The sequence below is a fragment of the Vibrio cholerae genome, assembly GCF_008369605.1.
GTDB lineage: Bacteria > Pseudomonadota > Gammaproteobacteria > Enterobacterales > Vibrionaceae > Vibrio > Vibrio cholerae.
Map to the genome: position 1 here is coordinate 2,438,035 of NZ_CP043554.1, position 22,480 is coordinate 2,460,514.

The 22,480-nt window shown below is 43.4% G+C and carries 20 protein-coding genes; 4 read left to right on the top strand and 16 right to left on the bottom strand.

All coding sequences use genetic code 11. The annotated features are described in order from the left end of the window. Positions 1–167 precede the first annotated feature (167 nt). The 3 genes from F0316_RS11315 to F0316_RS11325 all read right to left on the bottom strand — a co-directional run bounded on the left by F0316_RS11315 (position 168) and on the right by F0316_RS11325 (position 3,023). Positions 168–1,277 carry a hypothetical protein gene (locus F0316_RS11315; RefSeq protein ID WP_053037135.1) on the bottom strand — a complete coding sequence of 370 codons (1,110 nt, stop codon included), beginning with the start codon at positions 1,275–1,277 and terminating at the stop codon, positions 168–170. Positions 1,278–1,459: 182 nt separating this feature from the next. Further along, on the bottom strand, positions 1,460–2,650 hold the full coding sequence (locus F0316_RS11320) for a site-specific integrase (protein WP_172626020.1): 1,191 nt from the start codon (positions 2,648–2,650) through the stop codon (positions 1,460–1,462). 10 nt (positions 2,651–2,660) lie between these two features. Further along, complete coding sequence (locus F0316_RS11325; protein WP_172626021.1) at positions 2,661–3,023, bottom strand: hypothetical protein; 363 nt, start codon at positions 3,021–3,023, stop codon at positions 2,661–2,663. A 99-nt stretch (positions 3,024–3,122) separates the two neighbouring features. On the opposite strand from F0316_RS11325, the gene F0316_RS11330 reads away from it, so the two are divergent. Further along, positions 3,123–4,190: a CHAT domain-containing protein gene (locus F0316_RS11330; protein WP_149560486.1), complete on the top strand. Its 1,068-nt coding sequence runs from the start codon at positions 3,123–3,125 to the stop codon at positions 4,188–4,190. Positions 4,191–4,578: 388 nt separating this feature from the next. On the opposite strand, the gene F0316_RS11335 is transcribed toward F0316_RS11330, so the two are convergent. From F0316_RS11335 to F0316_RS11385, 10 genes are all read right to left on the bottom strand, one after another. Further along, entirely contained in the window at positions 4,579–4,764 is a 186-nt protein-coding gene (locus tag F0316_RS11335) for a hypothetical protein (protein ID WP_149560483.1), read from the bottom strand. Positions 4,765–5,388: 624 nt separating this feature from the next. Continuing rightward, entirely contained in the window at positions 5,389–6,258 is an 870-nt protein-coding gene (locus F0316_RS11345; RefSeq protein ID WP_231111636.1) for an RES family NAD+ phosphorylase, read from the bottom strand. 155 nt (positions 6,259–6,413) lie between these two features. Continuing rightward, positions 6,414–7,328 (bottom strand): sce7725 family protein, encoded by a 915-nt coding sequence (locus tag F0316_RS11350; protein WP_070382318.1) that lies wholly within the window; start codon positions 7,326–7,328, stop codon positions 6,414–6,416. After that, entirely contained in the window at positions 7,286–8,176 is an 891-nt protein-coding gene (locus F0316_RS11355; RefSeq protein ID WP_070382319.1) for a sce7726 family protein, read from the bottom strand. Before F0316_RS11355 ends, F0316_RS11350 begins: the two co-directional genes overlap by 43 nt. Before the next feature lie 319 nt (positions 8,177–8,495). Beyond that, positions 8,496–9,944, bottom strand: a complete 1,449-nt coding sequence (locus tag F0316_RS11360; RefSeq protein ID WP_149560487.1) for an ATP-binding protein — start codon at positions 9,942–9,944, stop codon at positions 8,496–8,498. A 20-nt stretch (positions 9,945–9,964) separates the two neighbouring features. Next, a complete protein-coding gene (locus F0316_RS11365) occupies positions 9,965–10,822 on the bottom strand; it encodes a DNA polymerase (RefSeq protein WP_149560488.1) in 858 nt (285 codons plus the stop codon). Positions 10,823–11,032: 210 nt separating this feature from the next. After that, positions 11,033–11,767 carry a hypothetical protein gene (locus F0316_RS11370; RefSeq protein WP_149560489.1) on the bottom strand — a complete coding sequence of 245 codons (735 nt, stop codon included), beginning with the start codon at positions 11,765–11,767 and terminating at the stop codon, positions 11,033–11,035. 425 nt (positions 11,768–12,192) lie between these two features. Then, entirely contained in the window at positions 12,193–13,347 is a 1,155-nt protein-coding gene (locus F0316_RS11375) for a hypothetical protein (protein WP_039452745.1), read from the bottom strand. Positions 13,348–13,497: 150 nt separating this feature from the next. Further along, a complete protein-coding gene (locus F0316_RS11380) occupies positions 13,498–13,680 on the bottom strand; it encodes a hypothetical protein (protein WP_000488920.1) in 183 nt (60 codons plus the stop codon). Positions 13,681–13,823: 143 nt separating this feature from the next. Then, positions 13,824–14,069 carry a hypothetical protein gene (locus tag F0316_RS11385; RefSeq protein WP_053037602.1) on the bottom strand — a complete coding sequence of 82 codons (246 nt, stop codon included), beginning with the start codon at positions 14,067–14,069 and terminating at the stop codon, positions 13,824–13,826. 233 nt (positions 14,070–14,302) lie between these two features. On the opposite strand from F0316_RS11385, the gene F0316_RS11390 reads away from it, so the two are divergent. Further along, entirely contained in the window at positions 14,303–15,175 is an 873-nt protein-coding gene (locus tag F0316_RS11390) for a helix-turn-helix transcriptional regulator (RefSeq protein ID WP_149560490.1), read from the top strand. Between the two features lie 58 nt (positions 15,176–15,233). On the opposite strand, the gene F0316_RS11395 is transcribed toward F0316_RS11390, so the two are convergent. After that, entirely contained in the window at positions 15,234–15,698 is a 465-nt protein-coding gene (locus F0316_RS11395; protein ID WP_149560491.1) for a hypothetical protein, read from the bottom strand. An 846-nt stretch (positions 15,699–16,544) separates the two neighbouring features. On the opposite strand from F0316_RS11395, the gene F0316_RS11405 reads away from it, so the two are divergent. Together F0316_RS11405 and F0316_RS11410 are read left to right on the top strand one after the other, a co-directional pair. After that, entirely contained in the window at positions 16,545–18,305 is a 1,761-nt protein-coding gene (locus F0316_RS11405; RefSeq protein ID WP_114728772.1) for a lysophospholipid acyltransferase family protein, read from the top strand. A 256-nt stretch (positions 18,306–18,561) separates the two neighbouring features. After that, positions 18,562–19,641, top strand: a complete 1,080-nt coding sequence (locus tag F0316_RS11410) for a TRAP transporter substrate-binding protein (RefSeq protein ID WP_002051122.1) — start codon at positions 18,562–18,564, stop codon at positions 19,639–19,641. 60 nt (positions 19,642–19,701) lie between these two features. Here the strand turns inward: F0316_RS11410 and glmS are convergent, their stop codons facing one another. Further along, a complete protein-coding gene (glmS, locus tag F0316_RS11415; RefSeq protein WP_000334139.1) occupies positions 19,702–21,534 on the bottom strand; it encodes a glutamine--fructose-6-phosphate transaminase (isomerizing) in 1,833 nt (610 codons plus the stop codon). Between the two features lie 62 nt (positions 21,535–21,596). Then, a complete protein-coding gene (locus F0316_RS11420; protein WP_001906605.1) occupies positions 21,597–22,367 on the bottom strand; it encodes a DeoR/GlpR family DNA-binding transcription regulator in 771 nt (256 codons plus the stop codon). Between the last annotated feature and the right edge of the window lie 113 nt (positions 22,368–22,480).

Consider the following 22,480-nt stretch of genomic DNA (forward strand, 5'->3'; position numbering starts at 1 on the left):
CGGACCGACGACGCCGTCGCGATAATTACAGAAACTACATCATGCAGGAAGTTAGGCAGGATAAGCCTTAGAAGAAGATTACAGGGCCAGTCTGGTGTGACCGACCCAGCGATCTAGGATTTTAGATTGGGGTTGTTGGGTGGAGTTAGATTGAGGAAAGAATAAAATTAACTTACTAGATGAAAATACCAGTTTACTAATGTTATCGCCTCCTCCCTAAGAAGCACTGGCATCAAAAGTAATCCGCTAATTGCGGTGCCCAAAAATAAGCTTGAAAGCAAAACATTTTTTAGTCGTGTTTTGTATTTATCAACATCGTTCAGCGCAGATATTGTTTTTTCTTTCTCTACCATTAGAGCATGATTTAAAGCTATGACTTTCTGTTCTTGTTGATTATTAAAAGCTTGTAGTTCGTTCTTCACTATTGTTAGCTGCCTTTTAGTTTGCTCAAGATCACCGCTAACACTTTTTAATCGCTCCTCTACAGACTGCTTATCCATGATGATGTTTTTCATACAATTATCAGCGTAATCTGTAACCATAGGATCACTTAGTAAAGTAGCAAACGTCTCTTGGCTAAACCTATCAACTAATCTATTGAAATATATCTCCATATCTTCAGCATCAAAGTCATATCCTTTGACTTCTGGAGGAAAGCGAAAATTTGGGGTTATATATACTTCTAGGATGGCGAAGTTGTGCTCTTTGAGTATATTAACTTTGGCAGGTTCACATCCGTGGGATACCTTAACCTCAATTAAGACTTTACCTCCCCATTTCTTATAGTTAGTTGATCCAGGAACTAAGTAGCCAATAAGGTCGGGATAAAAATATTTCCCTCCACCAATCTGAATCCTGGTGTCTTCACCATCTAAATCGAAGTCCATGAAGTCAAGAATCAACTCACGGTCATTTATTAAAAATGGTATTTTATCCAATTGAGATAAAGCCAAAATCGCCAACTGATGAGTAATGCTCTCTCCATCCCCCCCCTGATTTGAATCGGCAGGAGCATCTCCAGATTTATACCTAAAGTATCCACGAATATCAGGAGTCAAAGGCTTCTTGTTGTGATCACCCTTCTGAGTACTCCAAAAGGTGAGACCCTCATAATCGAACTCAGTATGTGTATCTGGATTTCTTTTATGTTTATTTTCTTCATGAATGCGCCGCAATTTCAACACCTCCCAAATAAAAAAGAGTCTCTTCCGTTTTTCCCCCTCTTGAAGAATGTATTGATCACTGATAGTCGCATGCGCCCATCTTTTCTTTGCCATATGGATAGTTCCAGTTTAATGTGATTTCACTGTATATTTTCACAGTAAATCTTATTTTCAATACAAGGTTTCATATTTTTGCTTATTATTTGACCCGCGTCAGATTTACACGCTGACACCTGATTAAGTGAAACAAAGATTACATAGGGCAACCGATTCAACAGGTTACCCTATACTTCTTGCTATAAATTACTCACGTTATCCACCAACTCAGCCACATTAGCACTAACCTCCCTCAACCTACTCGAAGCTAAGTGAGCATATCTTGTACTGGTCTGTGGCGACTGATGTCCCAACAAATGCTGAACATCATAGAGCGTGGCATTACCACTATTGATTAAAATTGAAGCAAAGCTGTGCCTCAAATCATGAATTCGGAAGTTGTCTGTAATCCCGGCAGCTTTCTTGATTCGAGCAAAAGCCTTCTTCGGATGAGCGATAGGTCTACCGGGTGCATCTCCGGCAAAGATATAGGGGTTCTTCGGTTGTTGAAATCGTCGTTGATCATGGATGACTTCCTTAGCTAAATGGTTGAGCAGGACCGTTCTCGACAGTCCCGACTTAGTGTGTGGTAGAAATAGGCTCCAATTGCCGTCGTCGTCGACGGTAAGACACTCCCATTTCGAACTGGTAATTTCCCCGATTCGCATCCCAGTAAGCAGAGCGAATTTCAACGCATTAGATTGGGTGCGATTCGGCTCTTCATTACATGCCTTGATGAAGGATGAAACCTCGGCCCGTGACAGGAATCGCTGTCTTACATTGTTTTCCTTCAACTTCCTGATGTATTGACCGGGATTAGAGTCGACATAACCCCATTCCATTGCGAGTCTAAACATACGAAGCACTAGCGAACGTAGACGGTTCACCGTTGCAGGTTTCCTACCTTCTAGTAATCCGTCCAACAATTTCTGAATGTCCTGCTGACCGATATCAGTGAGAGGTTTCTTACCCCACTTCGGATAGAAATGGAGCTTTAGACTACCCGCATCACTTTTGGCGGTGAGCTTGTTCATCATTGCATACGGCAAGTAATGCAGCTCTGAGAACTCTTGGAACGTAAGAACGTTGCGCTTTTCGTCTCGAATAGCCTTGGGGTCATTACCTAGAGCAATTTCCCGTTTATGGTCATTCGCTATCTGACGAGCAGTGTTGATATCTAATGCTGGATATTCGCCTAGCTGGATAGATTTCTTGGTTCCGTGGAGTGTGTACCTGAACAAGAAACGCTTCCTGCCTTGGCGGTTGACGATCATCTTGAGACCAGAACATAACTCGTCTGTATATTCCGTTTCCTTACTTTTGCTCGACGGCGGCATCGGTGGTAGTGAGTCGAGTTGGCGCTTATTGAATTTGAATTTTCGGGATTGCATCACTGCCTCCTTAGTCATTCTCGATGGAGAAGTATTGGCGTAATTCGGTGAGCAGTGTCTTAGGCATCAGCATGTAGATACCCTTACCAGAGTCCTCGACAATGCTCAGGGTAAGTACAGCACCGTAGTCTAGATCGTCTTCGAATTCGGTATAGGTCAATGCTCGTTTTAGCATTTCAATATCGTCGACGACGACGGCAGAGAGCTCGGAAATTGATGTGAGGAACCAGAGCTCACATTGCAGCTCATCCCATGTCTGTTGGGTTTCTGCTTCATCGTGAAATGGTTCGATGAGGATGAATTTGACTTGTTCTTGTAGGGTTGTGGTGATTGGTAGGGTTGATAGTGTTTCTAAAGATGCAACCTTGATCATATTAAACTCCATAATTATCAGTATCATGGATTTAATATATGTCTGTCCTTAGCGACTATTCGGTTTGATGGGGCATGGAAGCTATCGAGAGGAAAGGTAATGTTAGATACATATAGAAGAAATGTGGTACGCAAACAAAATGAGATTGCTCGCTTACAACAAGATAAATCCAAAGAGCAGAAGAAAATAGCAGACATCAGTATAAAAATTAATTCAGCTCAACAAGCCATAGGTAGAACCAAATCTGAAAGCACGATAAAAACCAAATTACGGGAAATAGAAAGGCTACAGAAAGATTTAGCGAATACTGAAAAGAAAATTGCAACTCTGGAGACTAAGTTGTCAGCTAAAAATAAAGAGCTAATAAATGAACAAAGCAAAGTTTCTAAAGAAGAAGAGAAGGTTCTTAAGAAACAGACTCAAGAGTCTGAGCGCATCCGAAAGCAACAAGAAGCGAGCTTGAAACGTATAGGTAGCACACTAACCCGTCATGAGAACACCCATAGAGAAATAAGGTCAGATTTGGAGAGATTGAAACAGCTTCCTGAAAAGGTGGTTGTCTTATTCTTAGCTGCAAATCCTAAAGATGCTGGGCAGCTTAGATTGGATGAAGAAGCCAGAGCAATTACGGAAATGTTTAGAAAAGCTAAACATCGAGACTCAGTTGTATTCGAGACTCGTTGGGCAGTCCAGCCGATGGATGTTCTTCAAGCGATCAATGAGCTAAAACCTACAATCGTTCACTTTAGTGGTCACGGTTCTGATACGGACGAAATTGTATTTCAAGACTCTCTGGGCAATGCAAAATTTGTTAGTAAAGAAGCTATCGTACAAACGATGATGGCTTCGAGCTCTGATTTGCGACTGGTATTTTTCAACACATGTTTTTCATTTAATCAAGCTGAAGCCGTTGTTCAGCACGTTGAGGCAGCCATCGGTATGAATAATAGTATAGGTGATGAAGCTGCTAGAGTTTTCGCCTCGCAATTTTATTCTGCAATAGGATTTGGCCTTTCTTTAAACAAGGCATTTAATCAGGCTAAGGCCCTTGTCATGATGGAAGGTATAAATGAAGAAAATACCCCCCAGCTATTTATTCAGCCAGGTTTAGATGCTGATGAGTTGATAATAGTGAAGCCAGAGGAGCTAAAGATAGGAGAACTGTAACCCTCACACCTCCCCAATCTAAAATCCTAGATCGCTGGGTCGGTCACACCAGACTGGCCCTGTAATCTTCTTCTAAGGCTTATCCTGCCTAACTTCCTGCATGATGTAGTTTCTGTAATTATCGCGACGGCGTCGTCGGTCCGGTCTCTATCCGGTCTTTAGCTGTGATTTTGGCTAGATACCGAGCTGGACACGAACCCTAATGTCAATTTCCTATTTAGGTTTTCCGTCCAGTTTGCCGACGGCGGCGGCAGTAGATGTATTTTCCCTGTAGTCCTGACAGTTGCGACGGTCATGACAGTGCCGACGGTTCTGACAGCCGTGACAGTCCCGACAGTAACCAGCTAGATTCACATCCTATTCGACTAACCCAACTCTTAGCCCTAACTCATACCAGATCCGCGCTGTAACCCAGTGTGCTGTTAATTTTTCTGGTTCCAGTATGAATACCAGCCCAGTGATTAGCTGCTGTTTCTGGTGCTGTGGTTGAGTGTCGATGATTATCGGCCGAAATGACATTAGAGAAAGACAGACCGATTACCACTGAGGGTAATCGGTCATCATGATTCAACATTCATCTTGTCCTAATCTTCGGTGCTGAGTCTCCTGCGTAATCTCAGCTAGAACCCCATTCAGGTATCTAAATTATATTTATATTAATAACTGGACCTAATGGAACGGAATGTTGGTTATATTTTTGTTGGTTCCAGCGCGAATTTTTTCTGGGGTTAGGTTCTGGTGTTGAGTGGTATGTATCTGCTCTGATTCGTGCTGTACAGACGAGAGAAGGTTCTGATGGTGGATATCACTCTGAGACAGATAATGTGACTCTGTGGTGACTACGTGGAGTCTTTCGGCTGACCTGAAGGACCAGAGCTTACCGGAAGTAATCGCGGACCGGATATAGACCGGACTAGAAAAGATAAAGGCGCATGAATTTCTTCATACGCCTTATCGGGATTTGGTGGCCCCTATGTGACTTGAACACATGACCAAGCGATTATGAGCGAAGGCCAGCAGCAACCTTCCCGCGCAATCAACATAGAAACCCTGCCCCGAATAACGCCCATATCCACCAGCAAAACCACATCACCCGATTACCCGCATGATTTTACTGACGTCGCCGACGGGAATTGTTGGCCGAGATTAGTACGACGACGCCGACGAGAAAATGTAGAAAACTGTGTTGGAAAGACAGTTAAGAATAGCTGAACTTTATATCTTCTAGTTGATATACTGTCGGTTCTGATATATTGAACTTATCTCTATCAAAGAATACGTAATTCTTACCTTTACCAAAAGAGCTATTAAATATAATCCCATCATAAGTACCTAGAGATTTAAAATACTCACAAAGAAACTGCGTTGGAATATAATCTAATTCAGATAGGTGAGGTTTTATAGGAATAGAAAGTTGAGATGAAAATGACTCTAATAGTTCTATAATAGCTAAGACCTCATCATACTCGCTATCTGAAAACGGTACAATTGAAAACTTTCGCCTTGGTTCTGTTAAGTCTATTAACGTCATTTCACTTTTAAGATTAAATGAAGAAACATAAATATCCCCACCTTTATATGGTCGAACCTCTGAAATGCACGTATCAATATTATCTGCAAGGTATAAGTAAGATATACCTTTTGGATTAGCTCTTCCTGATGATGCTAATTGTGGTTTAGGAGCCCCCATATTTTTGGACGTTAGTTTTTCATCGCTTATTCTAGCTCTATATAGAACATCTTCAGGTATCACCTTTTGTTCTAACTGTTCTAATATTGTAAATAGCCTAGACAAACTTCCATCTAATTTTTGATTAAAAATACTATCGTAAATTTCATTCTTAAGAAAAAATCTATTCGTATGCTTTAACTCATTGCACAATTGATCCCATCCAACTTTATAGTGATCAGTAGATATTCTCACTGAAAACCTCTTTCCAGAGATATTTGCAGAAAGAATATCGTCTAAAAGGGTTTCCTTACATCTAATCTGATCATTAAAGAGTGAAAACAGGCTATCTATTGCCTCACTAGCTTCTTGTCCATTTGAGTCTTCTTCTAGAACCATAAACAAGAACTCAAACTTTTCCGCTAATAAGTTGGAATCACATATTGAAGTATCTCTAGAGTTACAATAAGAGCAACGTCCTAGCTTATTCTTACTGATAATGAATTTTTTTAACTCATTATCATGAAAGCAATTAATACAGCAAGATGACATAACTATTCTCTATATTTTGATAGCGTTTCAATATGATGCTGAATTGATAGTTTTTTAATTTGCCCTAACCCTGGGAAATGGTCTTCTGATTTAAGCCGTCTAAATCCATCTAACCCAATAGTATCATTAAATAAATCAGGGTTGTCATTTGTAAAATTAATTAATTTATCTAGTGCATCACCAAATTTATCACCTGGCCTTGTCGGAGATTTGTCATCGTAAGACTTAAAGTGTCTGACATACATGGCATTAAACTCATCTGGATCTATATAAGACAAATGAATAGCAACAACATATGCTGGACCACCCGACTCTAAAAAGTCATTACCTGTAATGGTGTAGTCGCCAAAACCTACTACATTCTCACCTTCTTTATAATCTGTATGTCGATCTGAAAAGTATGACTTATCAGGATAGTCAGAATTTTTAGTCGCTCGCGAAAAATTATCTTCAACAACAACAACCTGTGGCAGGGACTTAAAAGCGGCTCGATGATACTTGTTTGAAATGACTAAAGATGCGTCAGATAGAAGGGAGACAATATCTTTATTTAACCCTTCTTCGACAAACACAGCAAAAGGTGTAGATGTACTAGATATTAAAGATGAAAGTTCAGAACTAGATAGCCCTTTAGTAGAAAAGCACGGTGTAAATCTCAAACCCTCAATAGTGGATCTTAAGGATTCTTCGATACTAATTTTTCCACTGGCGTCTGAAAAGTCACCAAGGTACGGATTAACTACAACTATTGGTTCAAGATTTTCTTTGTTAAGGTGAGAAATCGTTCTACCTAAAGAGTCCATCTTTTGTCGCACAGGTTCAATAATCGGACAGAACTCTGTGTTACTCAGCACCGTAGCTAACTCTCTAAGAGCTATAAGCTCAAACTGTTTTCCCCTGAGAACTGGGTAGTACATTCAATATCCTTACACAAGTTGTCATCAAGCGCATCAACGAGCTTAATCTGCATCTTGTTGGATAAGCTATAGCTAACCCCAGCGTTTTTCAAGGAGTTCGGTAGTAAATTGAGAAAGCCAGCATCATTTCGTCGAAAATGTTTTAAAACAGTTCTAAAACTCTTTCTCAATATTGGTGAAGGAGTTTCCGAAATGATCTTAGAACATTCTGAAAACATCTTAATGTTGCTTACCTTTGGGACATCTCCTTGAATCAATTCAACTAGACGCTTGTACTCTTCCATGCGAAGAGATTTTATAAGTAAGTCTTTATCGACACTTTGCTGAGAAAGGTCAGTGGCTTTTCTCTTAGTTGAGAGCGTACTTTTGTGAGTGAGTAGAATGACACCCACTTCTATCGGAGTAACATCTAAAACTTTCGCTAAGTGTTTCTCATCACAGACTACATAAACTTTATCAAAGAGACTGGAGTAAGAGTTTAACTGTTCACTTAATCTATCTAGCGAATCGTATTCTGTTTTTATCTCATAACAAGTTGATACGCCATTTAGCATTACGCAATCTGCTATATTTCGTCCAACTCTGAACTCTGAAAGCATTACTGTTGTACGAGGTGAATGCCTACCCAAGAGCTGCTTATTAACTATCGTATTTTTATAAAAATACTCATACCTATATGAGCGACTCAATTGTTGATAAACAGACTCATATAGATCTCTAACTGTTTTAATTGACGATTGTTCCAGCTCTAGGCCCGTATATACGTTGTATAAAAATTCACGATCTCCCTGCGCAAGAGCTTTCAAATAGCCGCTACTAAACAGCCGTGCTGCATCTTTGATTCTCATCGTGATTGACCCCAAACATAACACCAACAAAAACACGTGAACGTTTATCTAAGTTTACACATAATTTCAAATAAGCTTCATAACATCTATCAGCTATTCAAAGAAGGTCACACTAGAACCAACGCCGAGCGCACTATAGCCTACTGTAAGGAACATGTGTAGACCGTGATCTAAACTCAATGAGATAGAAACCTAACTCACATATCCAAAGATAGTTATCGATTGTCGTCGTCGACGTCTATCACCAACCGTCGACGGCGGCACTAAAACAAAAAAATCCGACACCGATGACCAAAGCCACCAATGCCGGATGTGTTGATTAAATCAAAGGTTTATCTGAAACCATAATGTAACGCTCTGCTTCTCGACCAAACTCGAAGTAAATGCCGTTAGCATTCAAGCTTGATTCTTGCCCCTTAATCTTTGCTGATAGTGCGGCTGCGCCTTTAGGTAGATACATATTTTCTTCAAACTCTTGAAGCTTACGCAGAAGCTCAGAAGGTTTGCCTTTCCATGGCTTCCCATTGCCTTTTTTCAGCAAGGCTGTAAAAGCAATAGTTAGGCTATCATCTGCCATACCCGACGCCATTAATGACTCAACGTTCTTCTCGTACACTTTTTGTAACTTGCCCTCTGGAAGTTTCCAGATTTTTTCTAGCGCTCCTATCCATTTGGCATAGTCCATCATGCGTGCTTCGTGCATCACCTCAACATCAGGCAATACAGCCAACGCTTTGGAAGCGAGAGTCAGTAAGGCACCGAATATCTCTGGCATCGATGCTTCTAGCTCAGCTTTCAGTTCTTGTTCAGGACGTCGATTGCCTTTTTTCATCGGCTCCAAGTTGACTCGGAGGCAACGAGAAGCTAGGTCAGACTCTTTAACAAAATCATGAATACCATTTAGCACCAGCGGGCTATGTAGCTCTAGCATCGTCACTTCAGCTGTTTTGTAGAGTGTTCGCTTCGTCATTGTTCCCTTGGTAGCAACGGTACAAAGCAAATCACTTTGTCGCTTGGTTAAGCTTCTAAGGTTATCAATAACAACTAGCGACATACCATTAATGGTCAAGACAAAGTCACTTTGCTTAGGAAAGGCCATCGCAGAAATAGCACTAGGATCTAACAAACCACGAAGCACGTTATTACAAAAGAAGCTTTTTCCCGCCCCTTTTTCACCCTGAATCATCAAAATAGGGTAAGGGACGCCTTTCGCTTTAGGGTGAGCCATTAAGTAAGTCATGTAAGCGACCAACAAGAAGAAGGTATTCGTGTCGGTATTAATGAACTTTCTCAACTTGGCCAAGGCGGATTTGGTGTCATCACATGGCAGCTTAGGCGTAACCATTGGTAGCTGAAAGCTCGGTCGCTGAAAGTAGAGGTCTTCATTACAAGCTGGCATGGTATCCAATACTTCAACACCTTGAGCGCTAAGCTGTACAATCTGACCATTGGATAGGTCGATTGTTATAGTCTCTGAGTTAGATGTCATACCATAGCGTATCTGAGGCTTAATCAACGGTTGTTCATGTTCCCAAGCAACAGCCTTTACCTCATCTAATGCATCTTTAACCATTTTTCCAACTAATCTCAACTCTACTCGCTTAGCAAACTTACGAAGCATCTGCTCTCCCTTATCAGACGCCAATGGGATAGCTTGCTTAGACTCGCCAGTATGCTCAACCAAATATGGTGAGCGTGACTCATCCTGCTTAACTACGCTAGGGGTAAACTGCTCTAAAAATTCTGCGAATGCTGTTTTCTCTGTCATTGTAAAAATCTCCTTTAATACTATTTTTCTTGGGATGGCAGCGTCATTTCGACTGCCACTTTTAAACGGAAACCGTTTAGAACATCGGCGGCGGCGTCGGTGAGAGCCTGAGTTGCCGCATCTAATTGGTTTTGAAATTGTGCTTGTTCTAGCCTCACCAAGAACGAATCGTGGTTAGTGAGTAGAAGTGGGATATTGGCATCATCAAGACGTAGGCAGGCTCGGCGCATAATGTCGGCACCAGTTGCTTGAATCTTCCAATTAGCTAGCGAGAGTTGCCCGTCCAAATCCGAAATGGTGTATTTCCAATCTAAGGAACGAGCGAAACCTTGTTGCCGAATAACATCGGCAGATTTAGCGAGATAGCGGTCAATTGGGTAAATAAGGCGAGATAGCTCATTAGACAGAGATCTGACTCGACTCAAGGTAATACCCAGTTTTTCAGCGAGTGTCCGATAACCGATTCCATACAATCGACCAATGAGAAGTTGCTTACACTGGTCACGGCTAAATTGGCCGCCAACTAACTGAACGAGATTCTTGTATATATCCCCCTTTTGGTACCAATTCATGAGCACCTGACATTGCGCAAAATAAGCAGCAATCATGGGCTCTTGTTGCTGGTAATCTAAAAGGGCATAAACACTGCCTTTAGGTGGGCTTAGTACAGACTTCCAGTACTGCTTAGGAACTTGGTTCAGAGAAGAACCAAGAGCATGATCACGACCTGTTTTAGTATGAAAAGCCGAGACGGTCGGACGATACCAATGTCCGGTAGAATCTGTGTTTAGTGCTTTAACAATGCCTTGATATTGCTTAGCTACGAATTGGCTTGTACCCGACTTTTTCTGTGAGTACGAACCAATTCGCTTAAGCATTGCAGTATGATTTACTCTAATCGCTTCTCTACTCTTTAGATGCTCTATATGCCGCGTAATGCGACGTTGAACATCCAAAGGTGGCAAGCTCGAAACAGATTTAACCTCTTGAGCGATATGGTCTGGCAGGTAACCTTGCGCAGAGTGAGCAAGTAACTGTTTATTCAGCGCATAGGTATGTGGTCCAAGATCATAACGTGCTATTGCAATTCATGGTGCAATATCGTCGAACTCCAAATCATCAAGGTCAATCTCATTTTCAATTTTGATTTTCTCCAATTCTTTTAACTGCTCTGGGGAGTCCGAGAAAATTCCATCTTCGGAAGGATCTCTCACTCTTTCAGCGTCGGCGTCATTACTCACTGGCTTGTGTTCAGTCTCGCCGTCGACGTCAACGAATTCGCCTTTATTTTCCACTAAAGCTTGAGCTACTGGATGATCCAAAGAACCGATGTAGAAGTCACCACCAAATGTTTCATCAAAAGCTTTTGCGACAAGAGATATATCAACATCGAACGGGGCGATATCATGTTCTAGCGAATAACTATATACCCCAGCTTCTTTGTTACGTTTTACTGAGATGACTTTTCCTTTATCACTCACCTTCACCGCATCTAACTTACTACGGTTCCAGGAATTAGAAGGATTTTTACTCAATAGGACAAAGCGAATATCGTCTTTAGTCGTTTGCAGAACATGAAGTACTTTTTGAGAGACTTCTTTTTTTGGTAAAGACTGCACAACATCTGCATCTACATAATATGTAGATTTGTATCCCGTATCGTCGTTGTATCGCTCAATCGTTAGCATTTTCTGTACGTCAAACTTCGCCATAAAGGGAACACCATCTGACGGCATCATGTTTGCCAATGCGTTGCTCGGAATATCCGCTTTAAAGTTCGCTACTTTTTCCGCTTGCTTTGCTAGATTTTCAAATAGACTCATCTTATTTCTCCTTAGTTATCAATCGAAATTGATGCGATTTAATTCAACATCGCAATAGGCAGCCATGCAGCTACCCATTAAGTTGCTAAATCAACATTCAAAAATCGTAGAGCGTTACTTTCCAGATTGTTAAAGAGCATTTACGGAAATTTTTTGATTGAATTCCGATGGTTTAAAGACTTATATTTATCCCCGCTGAGCCACTGCTCAGGGCGTGTTTTGTATTAAACAAGAAGCCGAGTTTGATAGCTGTCATACGCGCTCAGGTTTGTCTTTCACCTTCGCTTCCAATTCGATACCTCGTTGCTATGTCTGTACTTTATAGAACTTGGTTTTCACTGGCTGTCATACGCGCTCGGTTTTGTTGAGACAAAAAAAGGAGAAGCATTGCTGCTTCTCCTTGAGTGGATTGAACGAGGTTATTGCTAAGCTTGGTCTTTACTGCTAGCTAGGATTTGACTGTGAATATAGCCTTTTTCTTGTTTATTATTGTTCCAAGCTGAGAAGTTGTTTTTTAGATCAAGAAAACGAGCATTTACGATTTCCTCATCCGTCAATTCACTATCTTGCTCACCTAATTGCTGCATATCAGACATATAGAAAAAATCATCATCTCTTGCGATATCATCAGCAGCTTGGGATAGAGTTAGGTCATATCGATTAAGGTAAGCGTAAAGCCATGCTTTTATGAATAACCACCGATACTGTGAACGAAGATCTTTAGATTTTGCGAATTTATTTTTACTAATCTCTTTGTAAATAAAGTCTGTCGGCGACGGCGGCGTTTCTGCGCGCATACTCAACTTATTGACCAAAGAGTGGGCAAGAACAACATCGATATACCTTGGAAGCGTCAACGCAAACTCTTTCGTCACATAAGATCTTGACTTAATCGCAAACTCTCTAGTTTTTTTCTGCTTCAACCTCACTCTTACCCAGTACTTTAAGTAGCCCAGAAGATGAGACTCTCTTGAATTCATATAATCTTGTAAGAGCACTTTGGCCAAAACACCATATCGTCCATGCGTATCCAAGGTGCTCAGTTCTCCATGTTCTAGCTCATCGGATTTGGATAGCTCCCATAATTGCTCTCCAATCAGCTGGCACTCATTAATTATCCATTGCTGCAAATCGGCATCGATATGTCTTTTACCTTCAAGGATAAACTGCCCCACCATGCCGAACCAAACATAACAGCACCTTCCAGCCAATTCAGACAAGTCTTTGATTAGCTTAGACTCCTTATCTTGAACTAATTGCTCAAAAGCATTTTTAACCTTTTCAACTCCTTGCTCCTTCTTTCTCCCATAAGGTTTTTCAAAAAAGAGCTGACAATCCCACAAGTAATTATTCACATGGTCATTGTTAAAAAAGGTAAAGGCAAAAGTACAATAGGGATCATCACTACCTGGATATGGTCCATATTCGAATGCTTTCTGTGAGAAATTTTTGTGCTTATAACTTGGTCTGTTTTCTGACTTTCTCTTGAAACGTCTGTACCAAGGGTGAAAATCAGCAATCAAGCGTTCAAACGCTTCCAAGTCCGGATCGTCCTCCGGTATTTTAAAAAACTCTGTCACCAGTACAACTCACTCTGATTCATTAACGTAAGGCGTATTGTACGAACTCAAATTATTCTATAAAGCAATAAATTAGCGTCGTCGACGTATTGTGAATCGACGTCGGCGACAACAAAAAAAGCAGAGGGGTTTCCCCTGCTCTTCTGGCGCTCAGTCATCCATCACCTCATCGGCAACGAATCCCACAACAAAGCCAGCAATACCGCCGACGAGAGCGCCGTATGGTCCGTATCGAGCACCAATAACAGCCCCAATTTTGGCCGCTTTGAGTCCGGTATCCTTGTTCAACGTCGCTTCCGTATCGCTGGTGAATGTTCTCGTTTTCCTGAACATCGCTAATTTCCTTCTGATATGAGAAAGGGCGATACCACTGCTGATATCGCCCTTGTTGATGTTGCATTGCTCTGTTCTGACCGAGAGTCCCCACTTTCAAATCAGAAGATAGAGCAATACAACAAACCTGTTTTTCGAAATGATTACTTATCGGTCTTAGGCTGGCATTTGGCTGCATCCATGACTTTGCCATTCATGGTCCCACAGGCATCGGCATACCACTCAATACGAGGGCCAGACTGAGAGTAAACTTGTTTACCTGCTTTCCCATTCCAGGATTTTTCTATTTTCGAAATGTCGGCTGGATTACCGCCGAACGTACCGCCAGCGAATGATGACGTGGTAGCGAATAGACATGTTAGACCTAGCAGGATGATTGATTTTTTCATTGTGTTGTTTCCTTGAATAATGACGATGCTCAGCGTAGGAGCACGGTTGTTAATTAGTATGATGATTAGGACTGACAGGTTGTGTCAGTCAGTTAAATGATGTTGAGGAAGAAAGGCAGGGCTTAGGTTTCTTGGGCGATGAAACCTATAACAAAATCGGTCACTTATTCTTGGCGACCACGAAATAATGAGGGCTGACACCACCTGTCAGTGAGTCACTACATTATTGAGTCATGAATAAGAGCGAGAAGTTAGCCTACCGATTGAGTCAGATTCTTTCCCGGTTGTATGCGGGAGAGAAGTTGAGCCTTATCGACTTAGAGCAGGAATTCGGAGTGCATGAGAGAACGGTACTTCGGGACTTCAATCGCTTGGCGTTTTTGCCTATCGAAAGAGAAGAGGGTTATTACTACCTGAAGCAATTAGATCATCGTAACCCTAAAGCTCATAAAGCTCTTCATGCCCTATCGAACATGGGCATTGATAAGCTGTTTCCGGACAGGAAAACCATGACTCAGGCGCTGAATCATAAGACACAATCCATACTGTTCCGTCATATTCCTATCGAGGATTCAGCTCGCTTTCGGGATACCTTAGTTTTGATTGCGGATGCGATTCATCAACGAAATACGCTAACTCTGACTTTTCATAATCGGCGTTATCATCAGATGGAGCCTTACCAACTCATTAACGAGCGGGGTTACTGGTATCTGATTGCTGCGCAGAGAACACAGCCGCATTCGTTTCGAGTGGCCGAGATTGCTGAGATAATCCGGCACGATGATATTTATACTCCCTCACCTATCCTCTCCGAGAAGCTGACCAGAGAAGAGCTACATTGGCAGGCTCACGGTGTTATAGAGGTCATAGCTCAGATTGATTCGGGTCGTATTCGCGATTATCAGGAAACCGAACATCACCTGACTATCCGAACCCTGAAAGAACTGGGCTATGGTTCAACGCTTATTAGCATTCAGACCTCGGACATACATTCCCTGATGCCAGTCCTAAAATCCTGGATACCGAGTATCGATATCATTTCTCCATTGTGGGTAAAACAGGCGTTGATGCGAGAAGTTGAAGCCTACCTCTCAACCTGTTCGTAAGATTAATTTAATGGGCACTGTCGGCGTCGTCATTTCGTCGACGACGTCGAGAACCCCATCATGACTTCTGTACGAGTGCTAATAGGTCAGCTTTTTGCTCATCGTAATCTTTCGATTTGATATGCAGATAAATAGATGACTCTGCTTTTGTTGCCAGATTAAGGCCCCGAGCAATTGCAGCACAGAAACCTTGATTGTTGGCAGAGCCGGAAGAATAGAGAGATTTATACACCTGACTTTTCCATGGTTTGTCGCCCTGCGATTCGATAAGGTCTAGCAGCCTACTGAGAAGAATCCACTGTTTTGAATGCAATCCTGCTCCGCCACTTTGTCCGGCAATTCGGAAGTAGAGTTGGTTGTCTTCGCTGTTTTGGGCAATCTCGTAGAGCACCGTTCCTTGAGACTTTGCTCCTAGTTTTGGTGCTTCACCTGTTTTGAGAATGGTAGAGAACGGATTGTCTGCTGATGTGGTTTTAGATGTGTCAGCCTCTGCATTCTTCCTGCTGTTTTTGGACTGGTTCATAGAAACTCCTTTATATGTCGAACTGGAAAGAAGAAGACCCTTACCGGACCAAACCAGTAAAAGTTATTCTAATTCAATAATATAAATTCATTTCTTAGCTTGATACGCCTAGGGGTTTTTCCTGTCTTTTCCGGTACTGCTCCTGTCTTTCCAACACAGTTTTCTACATTTTCTCGTCGGCGTCGTCGTACTAATCTCGGCCAACAATTCCCGTCGGCGACGTCAGTAAAATCATGCGGGTAATCGGGTGATGTGGTTTTGCTGGTGGATATGGGCGTTATTCGGGGCAGGGTTTCTATGTTGATTGCGCGGGAAGGTTGCTGCTGGCCTTCGCTCATAATCGCTTGGTCCCCAGTTCGAACCTGGGAGGGGCCACCAGATTCCAGAAGGTTAGTAGGCCTAGTGCTTACTAACCTTTTTTGTACCTGACGAATTTGGGTCAGACAATGGGTCAAGTAAGCTTATCCTTAACGTTTCTGAACGGTTTAAGACGGCACTCTAACCCACCATTTTATGCTCTAGAAATGGCAACGGGAGCATAAGCTCCCGTCTATTCCAGATCAGCAAATCAAAGGTGTAATGTTGTTTTGATTAGTTGCGTTTTACCCGCCTAAACAAACTAGCATTAAAATTCCTCGTGCATCACACTTTTTGTACAAATTGTGAGCAAATGGACTTATTTCTGAAATTGTCACATAAATTTCAGCTTATTTTCACTGCCTATCACCAAATACCTTGCGGTGACTGTTCAAGGATATTCCGCGCAACAAAAAGCTCATCAGACTGTCGCGATTTTGCAATATGTAGCCTCTAGCCTCTTGGTAAACCATCACATAAGAGGTTGCTATGCTTTCTACTTCTCCATTTGTTCTGCCACGAAAAACCCCATTTGGTTTAGGTGAACACTTAGCGGAATGGGCAACAGGACTGAAACGTCTCAATCAATTCTATGCTCAACGTCCAGCAAGCGGTGATACTCAAGCGTTTTTGCGCTTTACCTTGGATGTTCTTGGTATCGATTATCAAGTAGTACGCGGCAAGCTCACACATGTTCCAGCTCAAGGGGCAACTGTCGTGGTCGCTAACCATCCTTTAGGCTGCGTTGAAGGGGTGATTTTGGCTGAGCTGCTGCTTTGCGTTCGCTCAGATGTAAAAATTCTCGCTAATCAGTATTTAAAGCTGGTACCCGAGCTTGCCTCACTATTTATCGGCGTAGATGTGTTTGAAGGCGCCGATGCCGCAAAATCGAATCTGCATGCACTTCGCCAAGCGCATAAACATCTTGAGCAAGGTGGGTTGCTACTGATGTTTCCTGCTGGGGAAGTCTCCCAATTGGTTGACAGCAAGCAAGGTCGTTTGGAGGACAAAGAGTGGAGTCAATCGGTCAGCCGCCTCGTTAAAAAACATCAAGCGCATACGGTCCCAGTTTATATTGATGGCCATAACTCAACCCCTTTTTACCTTGCAGGAAAAATTCACCCTATGCTGCGCACCTTGATGTTGGGGCGCGAGCTGCTCAATAAGCAGCATACTCAAATTGGTATCGCGATTGGTGAGGGGATTTCACACAGCGAAGTACAGCATCTTTGTGATCAACAGTTGGTCAATTATCTGCGCCTCAATACCTATCTTTTGCAATCTTCTCCCGTGCGCAACAAGACCGCCAGTGATCGATCCTTGCCTCCCGTTGCAGAGCGCCTTCCATTAGCCGATCTACTCGAAGATATCGCGCAGTTGCCTTACGCCGACCATATGCTGCGCCATAACCAATTTGATGTGTATTGCACCACAGCGGATAACATTCCTTCGTTGATGCATGAAATTGGCCGCATTCGCGAATTGAATTTCCGTGAGGTGGGCGAAGGAACGGGCTGTGCGCTGGATATTGATCGATTTGATCGCGATTACCTTCACCTATTCATTTGGGATAGAGAGAAAAATCAGCTGGTGGGCGCATACCGTTTAGGGCTCGTTGATAAGCTTATTGAGCACAAGGGGATCAGCGGCCTCTACTCCAGTACCCTATTTCATTATGATCAACGCTTCCTCAATAACATGGGCAATGCGATTGAAATGGGGCGTTCGGTGATTGACAGCCAATATCAAAAAAGCATGGCGGCCCTGCTGTTGCTTTGGAAAGGCATTGGTACTTATGTCGAACGCCACCCACAATATACCCACCTTTTTGGCCCTGTGAGTATCAGCAACGATTACAGTGAACAAGCCAGACGTTTACTCGCCGATACCATGACTCTGCATTATTACGATAGTGAACAAGCCGAGTTAGTGATGGCCACCAACCCTCTACCTACAGGGCAAGCACAATGGAATGCCAGCCTTTTGACGTCACTTGCCGACTTGCAACTCCTGTCACGAGTAATAGCTCGGATCGATGAAGGAAAGGGAATTCCGGTGCTACTGCGCCAGTATCTAGGATTAAACGGGAAGCTGGTGAGCTTTAATGTGGATCCTGCGTTCAATAACGCACTAGATGGCTTGATCGTGGTTGATCTTCGCAATGTGCCCACGAAAACCTTAGCGCGTTACATGGGGCAATCTGAAGCTCTGCGCTATCTTGCCACCCACCAATATTTCAGCGATATCTAACCCGTCACGCCAAGGTGCTTCATCTTGGCGTGACCCATCAAACATTTCTTGAATCAAAATAAAATGCTATCGAGTCAAATTTTCCTCTTAATATTGCCAGTTTGATACTGACTAGTCATTGGTATCATGCTTCATTTACACGCAAAGTTAGTATTTCAGACTAAAACACTCCTCCCCTTCTGCCACCCTTGATGATTGACTCTTTTTTCAGCAACTTAGACTCTACAGCTTCAATAACGATAACAATGAGGAAGTTATGTCAATCACAACCTATTTAAATAAAAGCCGCATCGTACTGGCCCTTGTCCTGAGCACGGTTTTAGGAACCGCGCAGGCCAACGAACCACCCGTTTATAAACTGACGCTGGCCGAAACGTGGGGGGCGAATACTCCTATCCTCGGCGATGCACCAAAAAACATGGCGAAATTGGCTGCTGAAATGTCCAATGGTCGCATTCAAATCCGTATCGACTCGGCCAACAAACACAAAGCCCCACTGGGTGTGTTTGATATGGTGAAATCCGGTCAATACGATCTCGGTCACTCCAGCTCTTATTATTGGAAGGGCAAGGTTCCGAATACCCTCTTTTTCTCTTCGATGCCGTTTGGCATGATCGCAACCGAGCAATACGCTTGGTTCTATTATGGTGGTGGGATGCCTTTGATGGAGAAGGTGTATGCGCCGCATAACCTCTTGTCGTTTCCGGGCGGTAACTCAGATATTCAAATGGGCGGATGGTTTAAAAAAGAGATCAACAGCGTTGACGATCTGCAAGGGCTGAAAATGCGTATTCCGGGATTTGCGGGTGAAGTGTTGGCAAAACTTGGCGCGAAACCCACGAACATAGCACCGGGAGAGCTTTATACCTCGCTAGAACGCGGCACCATCGACGCACTGGAATGGGTTGGCCCAGCCTTTGATCTGCGCATGGGCTTTCATAAAATTGCCCCTTATTACTACACCGCATGGCATGAACCGGGCTCCGAAACGCAATTTTTAGTCAATAAGAAGAAGTGGGATACGCTACCAAAAGACATCCAAGTGATCTTAGAAACCGCTTTCCGCGTCGCCGCTTTCGATATGTACAACCAAGCGATCGATGCGAATGCGACGAGCTGGGCAGCGATGAAAAGTGAGTACCCAGACATCAAAGTTCGTGATTTTCCACCCGCAGTACTTGCCGCACTACGCCAAGCCAACAATGAACTTCTGCAAGAGCAGGCAGCAAGCGATCCGCTCGCTAAAGAGATCATCGACTCTCAGCAGGCTTACTTAACCAAAGTGCGTGATTGGACTCGGATCTCGACACAAGCGTACTTAAATACCAATCCTTAATGGCAATGCGCTGGATAAACAAAGGGCTACCATCTGGTAGCCCTTTGATTTATTAAACATTTACTCGACAGTTACCGCTTTAGCAAGGTTACGAGGCTGGTCAACATCGGTACCTTTGATTAAAGCCACATGGTAAGAGAGCAGTTGCATTGGGATGGTGTAATAAATCGGAGCCACAATCTCGCTGACATGCGGCATCGCAATGATTTTCATCGTCTCATCCGCTTCAAAGCCCGCCACTTCATCGGCAAATACGTACAGTAAACCACCGCGCGCACGCACTTCTTCAATATTGGATTTAAGCTTTTCTAAGAGTTCATTACTTGGTGCAACCACAACCACTGGCATATCCGCATCGATCAACGCCAATGGACCATGCTTTAGCTCGCCCGCTGCATAGGCTTCTGCGTGGATGTAAGAGATCTCTTTCAGTTTAAGAGACGCTTCTACCGCAATCGGGTAGTATTCGCCGCGCCCCAAGAATAGCGTGTGATGTTTATCGGCAAAGTCTTCCGCGAGCGTTTCGATCTGTTTTTCAAACGACAATGCGGTTTCAATCTGCTTCGGCAGTTGATGCAATGCGTGTACGATCTCAGCTTCCAGTTCACGACCAATGCGCTGTTGCTGCTTACCAAGTGCAGTCACCAGCATCAACAATGTGACTAGCTGAGTGGTAAAGGCTTTGGTTGAAGCCACACCAATCTCAGTACCTGCGCGAGTCATAAAGGCGAAATCCGATTCACGCACGAGAGAAGAACCCGCAACGTTACAAATCGTCATCGCCGCCATATAGCCTTTCTCTTTCGCTAAACGTAGCGCGGCTAAGGTATCTGCCGTTTCACCAGACTGAGATAGAGTGATCAGTAGGCTATTGGGGCGCGTGACAAATTTGCGATAGCGGAATTCAGACGCGATTTCGACATCACAGCTCACACCTGCTAACGATTCAAACCAGTAACGTGCCGTCATCCCTGCATTATAAGAGGTACCGCAGGCGACGATCTGTACATGTTCCACTTTTGCCAAAATCTCTGCCGCGTGCACACCAATGCTTTCCACCACCACGCTGTCATGGGTAATACGCCCTTCCATGGTGTTGATCAGCGCCTTTGGCTGCTCGAAAATCTCTTTTTGCATATAGTGTCGGTAGTGACCTTTGTCCGCAGCATCATGTTCTAGATTGGATTCGCTGATCTCACGCTGTACGGGTTGCCCCAGAGCATCAAATACGCGCACATCACGACGAGTCATTTCCGCCACATCCCCCTCTTCCAGATACATAAAGCGACGTGTCACGTTAAGTAGCGCGAGTTGGTCTGACGCGAGGAAGTTTTCACCGATACCAAAACCAATCACAATTGGGCTACCTGAGCGAGCGACCACTAAGCGCGAAGGGTCGTTACGATCCATCACCACAGTACCGTAAGCTCCTGTAAGCTGTTTAACGGTGGTTTGCACCGCTTCTAGTAAAGACGAAGCACTGCGCAATTCCCACTCCACTAAATGAGCAATGACTTCAGTATCCGTTTGTGAAGTAAACACATAACCACGCTCTTGCAGCATAGTACGCAGCATCTCATGGTTTTCGATAATGCCGTTGTGTACCACCGTAATGTCACCAGAAAGATGGGGGTGAGCATTGATCTCAGAAGGCTCACCATGCGTTGCCCAACGGGTATGCGCGATACCTGTACCGCCCGCGACTTGCGCCGCTTCAACCGCATCCGCCAACTCTTGTACTTTACCCAAACGGCGTAAACGCGTGAGCTGCTTATTGCTATCCACGACAGCTACGCCCGCAGAGTCATAGCCGCGGTATTCAAGACGGCGTAGGCCTTGTACTAAAATTTCAGCAACATCGCGTTGTGCAACCGCACCAACAATTCCACACATAGTTAAACTCCATATTTTTTATACTGTCGCGCCCTGACTTGATAAGTCGCGCTAAGAGATTTTTATTTCACGGTTGCACGGATCACGCGCACTTGGTGAGATTCAATTTGTTTGGCAAATTCGTCACTCAATTCATGATCTGTGACTAAGACATCAATGTTGTCCCAGCTCAGCTCTAAGTTCGGAATTTTGCGGCCCACTTTGTCTGACTCAATCATCACGATCACTTCACGCGAGACTTCAGCCATCACTTTGCTAAGCCCAACCAGCTCATTGAACGTGGTCGTCCCCCGGTCAAGATCGATGCCATCAGCACCGATAAACAGCTGGTCAAAATCGTAAGAGCGCAGTACCGATTCTGCGACTTTGCCTTGGAAGGATTCAGAATGGGTATCCCAAGTACCGCCAGTCATCAGCAGTGTGGGTTCATTTTCTAATTCATTGAGTGCATTCGCGACATGCAATGAGTTGGTCATCACGACCAGCCCTCGCTTGTCATTCAGTTGCTGAATTAACGCCGCCGTGGTGCTGCCACTATCAATCACAATCCGATTATGATCACGGATTAGTTTCGCTGCAGCTTTAGCCAGAGAAATCTTTCGAACTGAAACTTTTTCATTCAATTCATCGTGCATCACTTCTTTCGGTAATGCGATAGCACCACCATAGCGACGCAGCAATTGGCCATTTTTTTCAAGAGAAGCTAAGTCTTTGCGAATAGTCACTTCTGATGTTTCAAACTGAGAAGAGAGAGCCTCAACACTCACCTCACCTTGTTCATTAACCAGCTTAACTATTGTGTGTCTTCTCAGTTGTGTATTTCGTTTCGACATTATAAAACACAATTAAAGTTACGAATCGAAACGAAGTATAGTTAAAACGAAACAAATAAGTCCATTTATTTCGATCCAAAAAATTAATATTTCACGCTAAAACCTTGTCCTAA

Excerpts from the sequence above, each read along its gene's own strand:
- F0316_RS11315 (WP_053037135.1), bottom strand. The coding sequence starts at position 1,277 with ATGGCAAAGAAAAGATGGGCGCATGCGACTATCAGTGATCAATACATT.
- F0316_RS11320 (WP_172626020.1), bottom strand. The coding sequence starts at position 2,650 with ATGCAATCCCGAAAATTCAAATTCAATAAGCGCCAACTCGACTCACTA.
- F0316_RS11325 (WP_172626021.1), bottom strand. The coding sequence starts at position 3,023 with ATGATCAAGGTTGCATCTTTAGAAACACTATCAACCCTACCAATCACC.
- F0316_RS11330 (WP_149560486.1), top strand. The coding sequence starts at position 3,123 with ATGTTAGATACATATAGAAGAAATGTGGTACGCAAACAAAATGAGATT.
- F0316_RS11335 (WP_149560483.1), bottom strand. The coding sequence starts at position 4,764 with ATGTTGAATCATGATGACCGATTACCCTCAGTGGTAATCGGTCTGTCT.
- F0316_RS11345 (WP_231111636.1), bottom strand. The coding sequence starts at position 6,258 with ATGGTTCTAGAAGAAGACTCAAATGGACAAGAAGCTAGTGAGGCAATA.
- F0316_RS11350 (WP_070382318.1), bottom strand. The coding sequence starts at position 7,328 with ATGTACTACCCAGTTCTCAGGGGAAAACAGTTTGAGCTTATAGCTCTT.
- F0316_RS11355 (WP_070382319.1), bottom strand. The coding sequence starts at position 8,176 with ATGAGAATCAAAGATGCAGCACGGCTGTTTAGTAGCGGCTATTTGAAA.
- F0316_RS11360 (WP_149560487.1), bottom strand. The coding sequence starts at position 9,944 with ATGACAGAGAAAACAGCATTCGCAGAATTTTTAGAGCAGTTTACCCCT.
- F0316_RS11365 (WP_149560488.1), bottom strand. The coding sequence starts at position 10,822 with ATGCTTAAGCGAATTGGTTCGTACTCACAGAAAAAGTCGGGTACAAGC.
- F0316_RS11370 (WP_149560489.1), bottom strand. The coding sequence starts at position 11,767 with ATGAGTCTATTTGAAAATCTAGCAAAGCAAGCGGAAAAAGTAGCGAAC.
- F0316_RS11380 (WP_000488920.1), bottom strand. The coding sequence starts at position 13,680 with ATGTTCAGGAAAACGAGAACATTCACCAGCGATACGGAAGCGACGTTG.
- F0316_RS11385 (WP_053037602.1), bottom strand. The coding sequence starts at position 14,069 with ATGAAAAAATCAATCATCCTGCTAGGTCTAACATGTCTATTCGCTACC.
- F0316_RS11390 (WP_149560490.1), top strand. The coding sequence starts at position 14,303 with ATGAATAAGAGCGAGAAGTTAGCCTACCGATTGAGTCAGATTCTTTCC.
- F0316_RS11395 (WP_149560491.1), bottom strand. The coding sequence starts at position 15,698 with ATGAACCAGTCCAAAAACAGCAGGAAGAATGCAGAGGCTGACACATCT.
- F0316_RS11405 (WP_114728772.1), top strand. The coding sequence starts at position 16,545 with ATGCTTTCTACTTCTCCATTTGTTCTGCCACGAAAAACCCCATTTGGT.
- F0316_RS11410 (WP_002051122.1), top strand. The coding sequence starts at position 18,562 with ATGTCAATCACAACCTATTTAAATAAAAGCCGCATCGTACTGGCCCTT.
- glmS (WP_000334139.1), bottom strand. The coding sequence starts at position 21,534 with ATGTGTGGAATTGTTGGTGCGGTTGCACAACGCGATGTTGCTGAAATT.
- F0316_RS11420 (WP_001906605.1), bottom strand. The coding sequence starts at position 22,367 with ATGTCGAAACGAAATACACAACTGAGAAGACACACAATAGTTAAGCTG.